Origin of the sequence: Robertmurraya sp. DFI.2.37 (assembly GCF_029211245.1) — a bacterium.
In the GTDB taxonomy this organism is placed as follows: Bacteria; Bacillota; Bacilli; order Bacillales; family Cytobacillaceae; genus Robertmurraya; species Robertmurraya methanolica_A.
On record NZ_JARGEJ010000033.1, the window covers coordinates 19319 to 34113 of the forward strand.

General features: G+C 39.9%; 11 protein-coding genes. 9 read left to right on the top strand and 2 right to left on the bottom strand.

The features are described from left to right. Window positions 1–163 precede the first annotated feature (163 nt). The 9 genes from pcrB to pruA all read left to right on the top strand — a co-directional run bounded on the left by pcrB (window position 164) and on the right by pruA (window position 11544). Window positions 164–841 (top strand): heptaprenylglyceryl phosphate synthase, encoded by a 678-nt coding sequence (gene pcrB / locus PZE06_RS16485; protein ID WP_150948689.1) that lies wholly within the window; start codon window positions 164–166, stop codon window positions 839–841. 65 nt (window positions 842–906) lie between these two features. Beyond that, complete coding sequence (gene pcrA, locus PZE06_RS16490; RefSeq protein ID WP_150948686.1) at window positions 907–3114, top strand: DNA helicase PcrA; 2208 nt, start codon at window positions 907–909, stop codon at window positions 3112–3114. 17 nt (window positions 3115–3131) lie between these two features. Continuing rightward, on the top strand, window positions 3132–5141 hold the full coding sequence (ligA, locus tag PZE06_RS16495) for an NAD-dependent DNA ligase LigA (RefSeq protein WP_150948683.1): 2010 nt from the start codon (window positions 3132–3134) through the stop codon (window positions 5139–5141). A gap of 51 nt (window positions 5142–5192) precedes the next feature. Then, a complete protein-coding gene (locus tag PZE06_RS16500; RefSeq protein WP_150948680.1) occupies window positions 5193–6359 on the top strand; it encodes a CamS family sex pheromone protein in 1167 nt (388 codons plus the stop codon). A 113-nt stretch (window positions 6360–6472) separates the two neighbouring features. After that, complete coding sequence (locus tag PZE06_RS16505) at window positions 6473–6685, top strand: hypothetical protein (RefSeq protein WP_150948677.1); 213 nt, start codon at window positions 6473–6475, stop codon at window positions 6683–6685. A gap of 88 nt (window positions 6686–6773) precedes the next feature. Then, window positions 6774–7253, top strand: coding sequence for an 8-oxo-dGTP diphosphatase (locus PZE06_RS16510; protein WP_150948675.1), 480 nt, complete (start codon window positions 6774–6776; stop codon window positions 7251–7253). Window positions 7254–7744: 491 nt separating this feature from the next. Further along, on the top strand, window positions 7745–8041 hold the full coding sequence (locus tag PZE06_RS16515) for a hypothetical protein (RefSeq protein ID WP_150948672.1): 297 nt from the start codon (window positions 7745–7747) through the stop codon (window positions 8039–8041). Between the two features lie 82 nt (window positions 8042–8123). Beyond that, on the top strand, window positions 8124–9761 hold the full coding sequence (gene katX, locus PZE06_RS16520) for a catalase KatX (protein ID WP_150948669.1): 1638 nt from the start codon (window positions 8124–8126) through the stop codon (window positions 9759–9761). 235 nt (window positions 9762–9996) lie between these two features. After that, the gene (gene pruA, locus PZE06_RS16525) at window positions 9997–11544 is read left to right on the top strand and encodes an L-glutamate gamma-semialdehyde dehydrogenase (RefSeq protein ID WP_150948666.1); all 1548 of its coding nucleotides are present in this window, start codon (window positions 9997–9999) and stop codon (window positions 11542–11544) included. Window positions 11545–11796: 252 nt separating this feature from the next. Here pruA and putP read toward each other — a convergent pair whose 3' ends face one another. Then, on the bottom strand, window positions 11797–13266 hold the full coding sequence (gene putP, locus PZE06_RS16530; RefSeq protein WP_150948664.1) for a sodium/proline symporter PutP: 1470 nt from the start codon (window positions 13264–13266) through the stop codon (window positions 11797–11799). A gap of 404 nt (window positions 13267–13670) precedes the next feature. Then, window positions 13671–14627 (bottom strand): calcium/sodium antiporter, encoded by a 957-nt coding sequence (locus PZE06_RS16535; RefSeq protein WP_150948661.1) that lies wholly within the window; start codon window positions 14625–14627, stop codon window positions 13671–13673. Window positions 14628–14795: the final 168 nt, after the last annotated feature.

Below are 14795 nucleotides of genomic sequence, written 5' to 3' on the forward strand. Positions count from 1 at the left end.
ATTAAAAACAAAATTGACCGTATAACAAAACCTGTTTTCATTTTTTATTCCTTTGAACAAATGCTATAATGATGGAATGGAATATGGCTTTATCCATTATAAAAACATTAATTTGCGGTGTATCTTCAATCTTTGAAATATACTCAATTGGAGGAAGTAGTAAGTGTACGATATTCGTGACTGGCGCCATGCGTTTAAGCTGGATCCTAATAAAGAAATTTCTGATCAAAACCTTGAAAAATTATGTGAATCGGGAACAGATGCGATCATCGTTGGCGGGACAGACGGTGTGACTCTTGAGAAAGTACTAGACTTGATGGCGAGAGTTCGAAGATACACAGTTCCTTGCGTTCTAGAGGTTTCTAATATTGAATCGATTACTCCAGGCTTTGACTTCTATTTTATTCCTTCTGTATTAAATAGCCCACATTCAAAATGGATAATTGAATTGCATCATGAGGCAGTAAAAGAATACGGAGAAATCATGAATTGGGATGAAATTCTTGTACAAGGATATTGTATTCTTAATGAAGAATGTAAGGTGGCAAAGCTGACAAAGGCAAAGACGAATTTAACGGGTGAGGATGTGGCTGCTTATGCAAGGATTGCAGAGAATATGCTGCATTTGCCGATTTTTTATTTAGAATACAGCGGTTCATATGGCGATGTACAAATCGTTCAAGAAGCAAAGGAAGTGCTTGATAACACCGTCCTTTTTTACGGTGGAGGAATCGGGGATTTAAGTCAGGCAAAAGAGATGGCGGCATATGCAGATGTGATCGTCGTCGGCAATGTTATTTATAGCGACTTAGAAAAAGCTCTTGAAACAGTGAAAATATAAATTGAAGGCTGAACGTAACTCTTATACAATAGAAAAAGAACATATGTTTGTGTGGTGGTGAAGGAATGCAATATTTAACAGATAAATTACTAAGTGGCTTAAACCCAGAGCAGCAAAGAGCCGTTAAAACGACAGAGGGCCCTTTACTACTTATGGCAGGTGCAGGTAGTGGTAAAACAAGAGTGTTGACCCATCGGATCGCTTATTTAATGGTTGAAAAACGCGTTAATCCCTATAACATTTTGGCCATTACCTTTACGAATAAAGCGGCACGAGAAATGAAGGAACGGATTTACAAGATGATGGGTGGAGCGGCGGATGAAATTTGGATTTCGACTTTCCATTCGATGTGTGTGAGGATACTGCGTCGTGATATTGATCGCATCGGCTATAATCGCAACTTTACGATTTTGGATTCAACCGATCAACAATCTGTTATTAAAGGAATTCTTAAAGAAAAAAACATTGATCCGAAGAAGTTTGACCCCCGTGCGATTTTAGGTGCCATTAGCAGTGCAAAAAACGAGCTGAAGGCACCTGAGGAATTCGGCAAAACTGCGGGTGGCTATTATGATCAAGTTGTGGCGGATGTGTACGAGCTTTATCAAAAAAGACTGCGCAAAAATCAAGCGCTTGACTTCGATGATTTGATTATGATTACGATTCAGCTTTTCCAACGGGTTCCAGAAGTTCTTGAATTTTATCAGCGTAAATTTCAATATATTCATGTCGATGAGTATCAAGATACAAACCGTGCTCAATATATGCTTGTGAAATTATTGGCAAGCCGCTTTCAAAATCTTTGTGTTGTCGGAGACTCGGATCAATCAATCTATCGTTGGAGGGGCGCTGACATCGCTAATATTCTTTCCTTTGAAAAGGATTACCCCCGCGCTAGTGTAATTTTGCTGGAGCAAAACTATCGCTCAACAAAGACGATTCTCAATGCAGCTAATGAAGTGATTAAAAACAATCTAAATCGTAAACCGAAAAACCTTTGGACGGAAAATATGGACGGCAATAAAATCTATTATTTTCGTGCGGACAGTGAGCAAACAGAAGCTCAGTTTGTGGCGGGGAAAATGAAAGAGCTAGTGGATAGCGGGAAACGGAAGTACTCGGACTTTGCGGTTCTTTACCGAACGAATGCCCAGTCTCGTGTGATGGAAGAAGTGCTGCTTAAATCAAACATCGGCTATGCTATTGTCGGCGGCATTAAGTTCTATGATCGGAAAGAAATTAAAGATATTTTAGCTTATTTAAGATTGATTGCTAATCCAGATGATGACATCAGCTTGCAGCGGGTTATTAATGTCCCGAAGCGAGGGATTGGCTCAAGCTCAATCGACAAAATCGCCAACTTTGCCAACCTCCATGATATTTCGATGTTTGATGCCCTCGATTCGATTGAACTTATTGGTCTAAGTCCGAAAATTACGAAGGCAGCAACAGAATTTCGTGAGCTTGTTAAAGGCTATACAAATATGCAAGAGTATCTATCAGTTACAGAATTGGTTGAAGAGGTCCTTGATAAAACAGGTTACCGTGAAATGTTAAAAGCGGAGAAATCGCTCGAATCGGAAAGCAGGCTAGAAAATATTGATGAATTTTTGTCTGTAACTAAGAGTTTTGAGGATGGAAGCGACGATAAAAGCCTTGTCGCCTTTTTAACGGATTTAGCTCTTGTGGCTGATATTGATCGGCTTGATGATGAGGGAGAAAAGACGGACCAAGTTGTGCTCATGACATTGCACTCAGCAAAAGGCTTAGAATTTCCAGTTGTCTTTTTAATGGGTTTAGAAGAAGGGGTATTTCCACACAGCCGTTCATTAATGGAAGAGGCGGAAATGGAAGAAGAGCGCCGTCTAGCCTATGTGGGAATTACTCGAGCTGAGGAAGAGCTTTATATTACGAATGCCCAAATGAGAACATTGTTTGGCCGCACGAACATGAATCCTCCTTCACGATTTATTAACGAAATTCCGGAAGAATTATTAGAAGGGGTCAAGCCGCAAGCAAGAGCATCATCTCCATTTGCTTCCGCTTCACGTCCAACGATGAGACCGGCAGTTAAACGTCCTATGCCAGCCTCTACGGGTGGAGAAGGATTAGGCTGGGCAGTTGGTGATAAAGCGCAGCATGGAAAGTGGGGAGTCGGTACGGTAGTTAGTGTCAAAGGAGAAGGCGAAAGCATGGAGCTTGATATTGCATTTCCAAGTCCAGTAGGGATCAAACGACTTCTCGCAAAATTTGCTCCAATTCAAAAAGTGTAAGTGAAAGGGTTGGGAAGATGGATCTTCAAACGGCAGAAAAAGAAGTAAAAGAACTTCATCAAAAATTAAATCAGTATAATTATGAATACCATGTATTAGATAAACCTTCCGTTCCAGATTCAGAATATGATCGATTGATGCAACTGTTAATTCAGATTGAAGAACGATTTCCGCAGCTAAAGACTTCTGATTCACCTACACAACGGGTAGGAGGGCAGGTTCTCGACCTGTTTGAAAAAGTTCAGCATGAAATTCCGATGCTAAGCCTCGGCAATGCCTTTAATGAGCAAGATTTACGCGATTTTGATCGCCGCGTAACCCAGGCTGTTGGCGAGGATCATTCCTATGTTTGTGAGCTAAAGATAGACGGTTTGGCCGTTTCATTGCGCTATGAAAATGGTTTGTTCGTCCGCGGAGCGACCCGTGGAGACGGGACAACAGGAGAAGACATAACGGCCAATTTACGTACGATTCGTTCGATTCCTTTGCGATTGCATGAGCCTGTGTCCATTGAGGTTCGCGGAGAAGTATTCATGCCGAAGCGTTCTTTTGAGGCTTTAAATAAGCTGAAAAAGGAGCGTGAAGAGGAGCCGTTTGCAAATCCGCGCAATGCAGCAGCAGGTTCTTTAAGGCAGTTAGATACAAAAATTGCCGCTTCGCGAAATTTAGATGTTTTTCTTTATAGTATCGCTAACACAGAAGCAGCAGGTGTGACGTCCCATAGTGGAGCGCTTGAACTTTTAGATCGATTAGGGTTTAAAACGAATAGGGAAAGAAAAATGTGCAAAACAATCGAGGAAGTGATTGAGTTTGTTGCAGGGTGGGCTGAAAAAAGACCGCATCTTCCTTATGAAATAGATGGGCTCGTCATTAAGGTCGATTCTTTAGACCAGCAAAGAATTCTAGGATTCACTGCCAAAAGTCCTCGCTGGGCGATTGCGTATAAATTCCCAGCAGAGGAAGTGGTGACGACCCTTAAAGATATTGAGTTAAGTGTGGGGCGAACGGGTGTCGTGACGCCAACGGCGATTTTAGAACCTGTTCGTGTTGCTGGAACAACGGTGCAACGGGCGTCTTTGCACAATGAAGACTTGATTCGGGAAAAAGATATTAAAATTGGCGATCAGGTAGTCATCAAAAAGGCAGGAGATATTATTCCTGAAGTTGTCAACGTCTTAGCAGACAGTCGGACAGGAAAAGAAGTCGATTTTCAAATGCCGACTCATTGTCCAGAGTGTGAAAGTGAGCTTGTACGACTTGAAGGAGAAGTAGCATTGCGCTGTATTAACCCGAAATGTCCAGCGCAAATTCGCGAGGGCTTGATTCATTTCGTATCCAGAGATGCTATGAATATCGATGGAATGGGTGAAAAAGTAATTGGTCAGCTTTTTTCTGCACAGTTGATTAAAGATGTAGCAGATATTTATAAGCTCACAAGAGATCAGCTTTTGGCGTTAGAAAGAATGGGTGAAAAGTCAGTGAGCAACCTGTTGCAAGCAATTGAGGCTTCTAAAAGCAACTCGCTTGAGAGACTGCTCTTTGGTTTAGGAATCAGACATGTAGGAGCAAAAGCAGCAAAGACATTGGCAATGGAGTTTAGTACGATCGATCATCTAGCGGAAGCAACCTCTGACCAACTAACGGCTATTAATGAAATTGGCGATAAAATGGCAGATTCGATTGTTTCTTATTTTGAGCTTGAAGAAGTAAAGGAACTGCTCGAAGAATTAAGGGCAATCGGAGTGAATACGGTATATAAGGGGCCAAGGCCTGTTTCGCTCGAAGAATCCACATCGTTTTTCGCAGGAAAAACAATTGTTTTGACAGGTAAGCTTGAACAGTTATCCCGCAATGAGGCGAAAGAGGAGATTGAAAAACTTGGTGGGAAGGTTTCTGGAAGTGTCAGCAAGAAAACAGATCTCGTTATTGCAGGAGAAGATGCTGGTTCCAAACTGACAAAGGCAGAGGAACTAGGGGTTGAAGTATGGAATGAGGAGAAATTAATAGAAGAATTGAAGAAGTCTTAAGGGTACTAGAGAAAAGATGGACTAACTACGTAATTAAGAGGTGAATGTACCGTGAGAAAGATCTCATTGGTCGTTTTAGCTTTTTTCCTTTTATTAACTGGCTGCGCTCCTAACTTTCAAAAAGAACAGGAGATTGTCCAGGAAAAGGATGATTCGAAAGAGAAAGCGATTATCCCAAAATACAAAATATCTGATCAATATTATCAAACCATTATACCATTTGTACCTTCGGAAGCCCGCGGTTTAACGGTTAGCAAATTAAATACAAGATATGATATTGATGAATTTGAAACAGGGTTGATGAGAATTGCCCAAAACGTCTTTAATCCCGATAAATTTATCTTTCAAGAAGGTCAATATTTGGACAGAAAAACGGTGGGTTTATGGCTGAACCGAAAATATACGGATGAGCAATTAGAGCAAGTGAAGATCAAACCAGAAGAAAATATCGGTCTTAACCCTGCAGATCCGGGCAAAGGCGATGTAAAAACAAGGAATAAAGAAAACCCCATTTATTTGGCTCATATTTTGGAGCATAATTATCTTGTGAGAGAAGGCGAAACGGCCCGTCTCGGAGGAGTTGTCATCGGCTTAGCGTTAAACTCCGTTCACTATTTTCAAGAAATCCAGTATGGGCCAACATTTGAAACAAAGATTGATCATGCCCAACTGGATAGAGAAGGGAAAAAAATTGCGCAAGAGGTTGTAACGCGTTTAAGACAAATTAAAGGGTTGGAAAAAGTACCGATCACCATAGCATTGTTTGAACAGGAAAGCAACTCATCTGTAGTACCAGGAAATTTCTTTGCTTATGCCAATGTATCAGAGGGCAGTTCCAAACTTGGTAGTTGGGAAAGTGTGAAGGAGGACTATGTTCTATTCCCATCAACAGATGCTCAAAATAATTATCGAGATGATTTAACGTCCTTTTTAAATTTCAAACAGGATGTGGAAAAATTCTTCCCAAACTTTAATGGCGTAATTGGAAAAGCCTTTTATAGCGATAATGAACTTCAGGATTTAAGCATCAGTATCCCCATTCAGTTTTATGGAAAAGCGGAGACGATCGGGTTTACTCAGTATGTGGCAGGCATACTATCGGATCATTTTCCAAACTATATTTCGGTTGAAGTGAACATCTCTTCTGTGAATGGACCGGAAGCATTAATCGTTCGCAAAGTCGATCAAAATGACCCATTTGTGCATATTTACAATTAAATAAATGAAAGCCTAAATTGTCGTGCGTCAATTTAGGCTTTTTTTACGTTCGATGCTGGAATTTTATGTTAGAATTAAAATAAAGATGTCATGCAAGCGATCGGAGGGACTAAATGAATAAGAAAAGATATCTCATATTATTGGCTGCAGGGATTTTAACGGGATTATTTCTCCTTCCAGTTCTTGTTCCTTATAGCTTTGCTGATCTATTTCTATTGATTTTTGGGGAACCGAATGGGTTCAATCGCATGATTGTATTGATCATTTGTCTAGTCATCATTTTTAGTGTGATTCGTGGAGTGTTTAGAGCATTTGTCCAAAAATAAAGGAGACTTCGTATATTCGCATAGCAGACCATTCGATTCGGCAATGGTCTGTTTTTCATACATATGCTTAAAAAGGAGAAATATAGCAATGGTCAAAGTTGATATGTTCACCATGTGTTTAGTGCAGGATGGGGATAAAGTGTTATTAATTAATAGACCGAGTGAGCGGGGATTTCCAGGATACATCGCAGCCGGTGGAAAAGTTGATTTTCCAGAAAGTTTGACAGAGGGGGCAATTCGTGAAGTTCGAGAGGAGACGGGATTAAAGGTTAATGAGCTAATCTATAAAGGATTGGCGGAGTTTGTTGATCCACAACAAAAATATCGCTATATGGTCTTTAATTACTTAGCGAAATCATTCGAAGGAGAGTTGCTGGAGCATCCGCCTGAGGGGGAACTGCACTGGGTGCCGATTAAGGACGCATTAAATTTACCGATGCAACCATGGTTTAGAAAAAGATTCCCGCTGTTCTTTGAAAAAGGGACATTTGAAATCTATGAAATTCATGAGCAAACAGCAGAAGGGAAAAGTAATGAAACCGTGAAAATTCTCCACGATTTCGCCTGAGTAAATGAAAATGAGTGATTATTGAACACAAGCAGTGTAATTAAGGAATTGTACAAACGTTTGATTGGACAAAAGACTAAACGATTACGAGAAGAAACCGGCAATAGAGGACTGTTCTTCAAGCAAGAGGCTCCAATAACTATTCTGCTGATATGGCAAAAGGAGTAGAGCGAACAAACACATGAATGAGTTGAAGTCATTTTTGAGGGAAACTTCATTGGATAATTGGAAACTTTGACTGATTACAAACGTACTTGTATCTTGTAGGTTTATTGTCTGTACTATTTGGGTATCTTCAATGCTTGGAAGTGAGGAATCTAGCGGATGAAGAGACTAGCCATGCTGTTAGGAAGCGATCAAATTTGGAGCCGGAAGGATTGAACCAGTTAAAAGTATGGATTCTGGTTACGAAGAAGGTTATTTTGAGCAAAACCAACGGAGAGAAGCAACTTAACAACAGTGAATAACGTATGAAAAGGGGCAAATCATCTATGGGAGAAAATAAAGTAGAAACATCAGGTTGGAATAAAAGTGGAAAGATATTTTTCTTTATTACCTCTGTTTTATTTATGATAATGGGGTATTTTGCAACCGAAAATGGTGAGTTGATTGAGAAAGGAAATTCTCTTTGGCTTCTGTTTATCATGCTTGTTTCCAACGTTATACTCATCATCCAAAATTATCGCAAAAAGCAATTATACTATTTATTTGGTGCGCTCCTCGTTTGTGCAGGGCTTATCTTATTTCTTATCGTTCCTGAGATCATTGGGTTAACAAAATCTCTCTGAAAAAATTACCTTTTTTTCATAAAATGTCCTCTCAATGCGCATATTGATAGTGTTAACTATTAATGAAAAGAGAGGTAGACCTATGGATAAAAAGGAAAATGAATACTTTGGAACAAATGTGGAAGGCTCAGAGGAAGTGTTGAAAAACAAGACAGGTGAGAATGAGACAGAGGATACATTAACCAACCGTCAAGGCCACCCTGTCACGGATAATCAAAATGTTAGAACGGTCGGTAATCGTGGACCGACGACGCTTGAGAATTATGATTTTCTGGAAAAGATCAGCCATTTTGACAGAGAGCGTATTCCAGAGCGGGTCGTCCATGCACGAGGAGCAGGAGCACACGGGTATTTTGAAGCCTATGGAACGGTCGGGGATGAACCAATCTCAAAGTATACAAGGGCAAAGCTTTTTCAGGAAAAGGGGAAAAAGACGCCTGTATTTGTTCGCTTTTCTACTGTCAATCATGGTAAACACTCGCCTGAAACTTTAAGAGATCCGCGCGGGTTTGCTGTCAAATTTTATACAGAGGATGGAAATTGGGATTTAGTTGGTAATAACCTAAAAATCTTCTTTATTCGTGATCCGTTAAAATTTCCAGACTTAGTCCATGCATTTCAACCAGATCCTGTAACGAATATTCAAGACGGGGAAAGAATTTTTGATTTTATTTCGCAATCTCCAGAAGCAATGCATATGATTACGTTTTTATTTTCTCCATGGGGAATACCAGCTAACTATCGTCAAATGCAGGGCTCAGGAGTTCATGCTTATCGTTGGGTCAACGATGAGGGCAAAGCAGTGCTAGTCAAGTATCATTTCGAGCCTTTGCAAGGGATTAAAAATTTAACCCAAGCAGAAGCGGAAGAAATTCAGGGGAAAAATTTCAATCATGCTACACAGGACTTGTATGAAGCCATTGAAAAAGGAGAATATCCTGAGTGGGAGATGTATGTACAAATTATCTCAGATGATGAGCATCCCGAATGGGACTTTGATCCACTTGATCCAACGAAACTTTGGTATAAGGATGATGTACCATGGAGAAAGGTCGGGAAGTTAGTTTTAAACAAAAACCCGCAAAACTTTCATGCGGAAGTTGAACAAGTTGCATTCGGAACAGGGGTTTTAGTAGACGGACTAGACTTCTCTGATGATAAATTACTTCAAGGGAGAACATTCGCCTATTCGGATACGCAGCGTTATCGGGTTGGAGCTAATTATTTACAACTGCCTATCAATGCTCCGAAGAAGCATGTAGCAACAAATCAAAGAGGAGGTCAAATGGAATACCGAGTGGACCAAGGTACCCATCAAAATCCTCATGTCAATTATGAACCTTCGATTATCGGTGGATTAAAAGAAGCGAAGCAGGTAGGCAAGGAGTACACACCACACGTCGAGGGTGAAGTAAAACGAGAGGCGATCGAGCGTCAGAATAACTATGGTCAAGCGGGTGAAACATATCGTAGATTTAATGAGTGGGAGCGTAATGAATTAATTAATAATCTTGTTAATACCCTACACTCCTGCCGGAAGGAAATACAGGATGCAATGGTCGAACATTTAACAAAGTGTGACCCAGATTATGGTAAGCGAGTTGCGGAAGGATTGAAGATGATGCAAGTGGATGCTGGTCATGGACCAATCGGCACTACAAAAACGGAGGAAGCGGTGCAACAGGCGGAACAAATGGGACACCCTTCAGACCCATATTGACCAAGCCAAGGCCTCAATTGAGGCCTTGGCTAATAATCTTAAAATAAAGACTATTCTAAGATTATTGAACGATATAAGTAAAACTGATAGAATGTGAGTGGATACTAGGTTAGTCAATTTCATAAAGGCTTATTTTAAAAATACGAACTATTGTGTCTCTTTATGAAAAAGTTCGTTTTTCTTTAAGTCATTTGTGGAATTTTCTTACATAATCAGTGCTAAGGAGGCGGTTTGATTGGTACAGGCATATAAGCATGAGCCATTTACAGATTTTTCAGTAGAAAAGGAACGTGAAGGCTATTTACAAGCTTTAAAAACAGTTGAAGGGTATTTAGGAAAGGATTATGACCTCGTCATAGGTGGTGAGCGCATTGCCACTGAGGATAAAATTGTTTCTATTAATCCAGCGAACAAGACTGAAGTCATTGGGCGTGTTTCGAAGGCTAATAAGGATCTTGCTGAGCAAGCGATGCAGGCAGCTGTAAAAGCGTTTAAAACATGGAAAAAAGCAAAGCCTGAAATGCGTGCAGATGTGTTATTTAAAGCAGCTGCGATCATTCGTCGACGCAAGCATGAATTTTCAGCTTTATTAACAAAAGAAGCTGGAAAACCGTGGAGAGAAGCTGATGCTGATACAGCAGAAGCGATTGATTTCTTAGAGTTTTACGCTCGTCAAATGTTAAAACTAAAAAACGGTGTTCCAGTACAAAGCCGTCCAAATGAATATAACCGTTATGATTACATTCCACTTGGTGTAGGTGTTATTATTTCACCATGGAATTTCCCGTTAGCCATTATGGCTGGAACGACAGTTGCCGCGATCGTTTCAGGAAATACTGTTCTATTAAAACCAGCTTCTACAACACCAGTTGTTGCAGCTAAATTCGTAGAAGTGATGGAAGAAGCAGGGCTACCTGCAGGGGTATTGAATTTCGTCCCAGGAAGTGGGGCAGAGGTTGGCGATTATTTAGTTGACCATAAGGATACTCGTTTCATCAGCTTTACCGGTTCTCGTGATGTCGGCCTACGAATCTATGAAAGAGCGTCAAAATTGAATGAAGGTCAAATTTGGCTTAAGCGAGTAATTGCTGAAATGGGTGGAAAAGACACCATTGTCGTGGATAAGGAAGCTGATTTAGAGCTTGCTGCTCAATCGATTGTTGCATCTGCCTTCGGTTTTTCTGGACAAAAATGTTCAGCTTGCTCACGTGCAGTAGTCGTAGAGGATGTGTACGATCAAGTACTAAATCGTGTTGTCGAATTAACAAACCAACTGACTCAAGGAAACCCGGAAGATCAAAATAATTATATGGGTCCAGTTATTGATCAAGCAGCTTTTGATAAAATTATGAGTTATATCGAAATTGGAAAAGAGGAAGGTCGCTTAATGGCTGGAGGAGAAGGCGATAGCTCTACAGGCTTCTTCATTAAGCCTACTGTCTTTGCAGATCTTTCACCAACAGCAAGATTGATGCAGGAAGAAATTTTTGGCCCAGTTGTCGGCTTCACAAAAGCAAAAGACTTTGATGAAGCATTAGAAATTGCCAACAATACTGAATATGGTTTAACCGGTGCTGTTATTACAACAAATCGTGAACATATGGAACAAGCGCGTGAAGACTTCCATGTTGGAAACTTATACTTCAACCGCGGATGTACGGGAGCAATTGTTGGTTACCAACCATTTGGTGGCTTCAACATGTCTGGAACAGACTCTAAAGCTGGCGGCCCAGATTACCTACTTCTTCACTTACAAGCTAAGACAACATCTGAAATGTATTAATAAAATCAAGTTAGTTAAACCGCATTCCGAAGTACACGGAATGCGGTTTTTTAGTTTATAATGAAGCCGCAAAAAAATTTAAGTGCATACTATTGCCGCGGCGATTGGATTCCGGAAAAATGATAAGTAATTCCGGAAATTCCTGTGTAATCTGGAAAAATGAGTAACAATTCCGAAAATTTCCGTGTAATTCCGGAAAAACAATCATAATTCCGAAAACGTGCTACTGGTCTTTGCAGGCCCCGTTTTTTATTATTCTTTCAACTTCGTTTTAAACCTTTCAAACTGTTGCTGAACTTTTTTATCTGGTGTTTTATCTAGCAGACTTCCAACGACAATCGCACTCCAGGCAAATAAGAAGCCTGGTGCTAACTCATATAAGTCAAATATGCCACCAGAAATGCTTGCCCAAATAATGACGGTCAGTGCCCCAACTATAATTCCAGCGAGCGCACCATTTCGAGTCATTCGCTTCCAATATAAGCTTAAAATAATGACCGGACCAAATGAAGCGCCGAAGCCAGCCCAAGCATAGCTGACTAGCTCTAATACCTTACTGTTTGGATCATACCCGAGGAGAATGGCAATGACGGCAATTCCTAAAACAGCAATTCTGCCAACAATCATTTCTTCCTTTTTGGAAGCGTTTCTTCGAAAAATAGATTTATAGAAATCTTGTGCAAGTGCACTTGAAGAAACGAGTAACTGCGAATCAACTGTACTCATGATTGCTGAGAGAATGGCTGCCAGCAAGAATCCTGCTACGATGGGATTAAATAATACTTGTGAAAACATAATAAAAACAGTTTCTGCATTTTCAAGTGGTGAATCAGCAAAGTAAGCAATCCCAGCAAGACCGACAAATAATGCTCCAAAAAGAGAAAGAATCATCCAGACCATTCCGATTAGCCGTGCTTTCGGGATTTCTTTTGTTGACTTAATTCCCATAAAGCGAACGACAATATGAGGCTGCCCAAAATAACCTAATCCCCAGGCCAATAATGAAATTATTCCTATTGCAGTAGCACCGCTGTACACATTGAGATATGAGGGGTCAATATTTCTAATTTGCTGGACTGTTTCATGCCAACCACCAAGTTCATAAATTGCCACGCCAGGAATAATGATAAGAGCTAAGAACATTAGTATTCCTTGAATAAAATCAGTCCAGCTCGCAGCTAAGAACCCGCCGAAAAAGGTGTATGAAACGATTACTGCTGCACCAACCCATAACGCGACAAAATAGTCCATTCCAAATGAATTTTCTAATAAAATGGCGCCACCAACAAGGCTGGAGGATGTGTAAAATGTGAAAAATACTAAAATAACGATTGCGGAAACAACGCGAAGTATTTTCGATGAATCATGGAATCGGTTTTCAAAGAAGTCTGGAACGGTAATTGAGTCATTTGCAACTTCCGTATATACTCTGAAACGTTTGGCGATAAACTGCCAATTTAAATAGGCTCCAATGGCGAGCCCGATAGGCAGCCAGATTTCACCAAGTCCACCTAAATAGACAGCCCCTGGCAATCCGAGCATGAGCCAACTGCTCATATCAGAAGCTCCAGCACTTAATGCCGCTACACCAGCTCCAAGCCTGCGTCCACCAAGTACATAATCTGTTAAATCACTTGTTTTACGTGCTGCAATAAATCCAATTAATAACATTCCTGTTAAATAAATAATGATTGAGACGAACGTGGGTAAGTTGATATCCATGCTGTTTTATCCTTCTCCTTTTTCTGTAAAAAATGTGATGATTGATAAGACGATTAACAGTGGCATAGGGACGAGTAACCACAATGCTGTAGCTGTTGAAAGGCCAAAAATCACTCTGCTTCACCTCCCTTTCTATACAAGGAAATGCAAGTTGCTCGTATAATAAAATGAACGAGTTTTCCTAACTCGATTTGAAACACCCTGTAGATCATAACATAGATAGAACGTTAGAATAGGATTAATATTCAGAAAAATTCAGGGATGTGAATAAAAATACGAAAAATATAATGATTAATTCACTATATTGCGATATAGATCATATCTATTCATCTAAATTCATAAAATTAATTTTGCTCATCTTTTCACAAAAATAACGAAATGAGGAAAGACAATTCCTCATCAAGTTAGTTTCTCATAATAATGAACACCATATAGACAACATAGGCTAAGGCCATAACCAACCCTTCGATTTTACCAATTCGATAATTGGAGCGTGAAAAGATGAAAAGAACAATTGTTAAGCCGATCATTAAGATAACGTCCGTAAACAGCTTTCCATCAACTGGAAGTGGGGAAATTGCAGATGATGCTCCAAGTACGAACAATATATTAAAGATGTTACTTCCGACAATATTGCCCAAGGCAATTTCACTAAGCTTTTTATATGCAGCAGTAACAGAGGTGATTAGTTCTGGTAAAGATGTCCCTATAGCAACAATGGTCAGACCGACTAATGTTTCACTCATTCCAAGCGAATAGGCAATGGTTGTACTGCTATCGACGACTAGATTACCGCCTAAAATAATTCCGATAAGTCCGCCAATTGTAAAGATAATGTTTTTACCCCAAGAGCCAGTCTTTTGGTTAGTTTCCTCCTGAAGTTCTTTTTCCCTACTATTAAGTGCAATCTCAATAACGTAGTACATGAAAATGGCAAAAAACAATAGCAGGATGAGTCCATCCCCGCGTGTAAGTGAATTCGCATTAAAAAATTGGAGAGAAATATCACTAATCATAATCAGCAAAGCAACACTTGCTAAAAGTGTGAATGGAATTTCTTTACGGATCGTATCGCTTTCGACCTTTAAAGGATTAAGGAATGCTGTGATTCCAATAACTAAAGTAATATTAAAAATATTGCTCCCGACAACATTTCCAAGGGTCACACCGGCATTTCCGTTAAGCGCCGCGGTAATACTGACAGCAGCTTCAGGTGAGCTCGTTCCAAAGGAAACGATCGTCAGGCCGATAATCATCGGTGGAATTTTGAGCAGGGCAGCGATATTAGAGGAGCCTTCAACAAAAAAATCAGCTCCTTTTATTAACAGGGCAAAGCCGATTATGAGCAAAATATAAGCCATTACCATCATCCTTTAATTGTCGTATATTTATGCTGTCTATTTTTTCCTATCCTAAAAATTATAATCCCTAAAGGGAACTTTCTCAATGTGATTTATATTCAATTTTTTTGTTTAAATTTTCAAAAAAAGGTTACATTTCGGTTAAGTGTGTTATATAATACAAAATGT

Coding starts and splice junctions, on each gene's coding strand:
- PZE06_RS16510 (WP_150948675.1), top strand. CDS start 6,774: ATGGTCAAAGTTGATATGTTCACCATGTGTTTAGTGCAGGATGGGGAT.
- katX (WP_150948669.1), top strand. CDS start 8,124: ATGGATAAAAAGGAAAATGAATACTTTGGAACAAATGTGGAAGGCTCA.
- PZE06_RS16505 (WP_150948677.1), top strand. CDS start 6,473: ATGAATAAGAAAAGATATCTCATATTATTGGCTGCAGGGATTTTAACG.
- PZE06_RS16535 (WP_150948661.1), bottom strand. CDS start 14,627: ATGGCTTATATTTTGCTCATAATCGGCTTTGCCCTGTTAATAAAAGGA.
- putP (WP_150948664.1), bottom strand. CDS start 13,266: ATGGATATCAACTTACCCACGTTCGTCTCAATCATTATTTATTTAACA.
- ligA (WP_150948683.1), top strand. CDS start 3,132: ATGGATCTTCAAACGGCAGAAAAAGAAGTAAAAGAACTTCATCAAAAA.
- PZE06_RS16515 (WP_150948672.1), top strand. CDS start 7,745: ATGGGAGAAAATAAAGTAGAAACATCAGGTTGGAATAAAAGTGGAAAG.
- pcrA (WP_150948686.1), top strand. CDS start 907: ATGCAATATTTAACAGATAAATTACTAAGTGGCTTAAACCCAGAGCAG.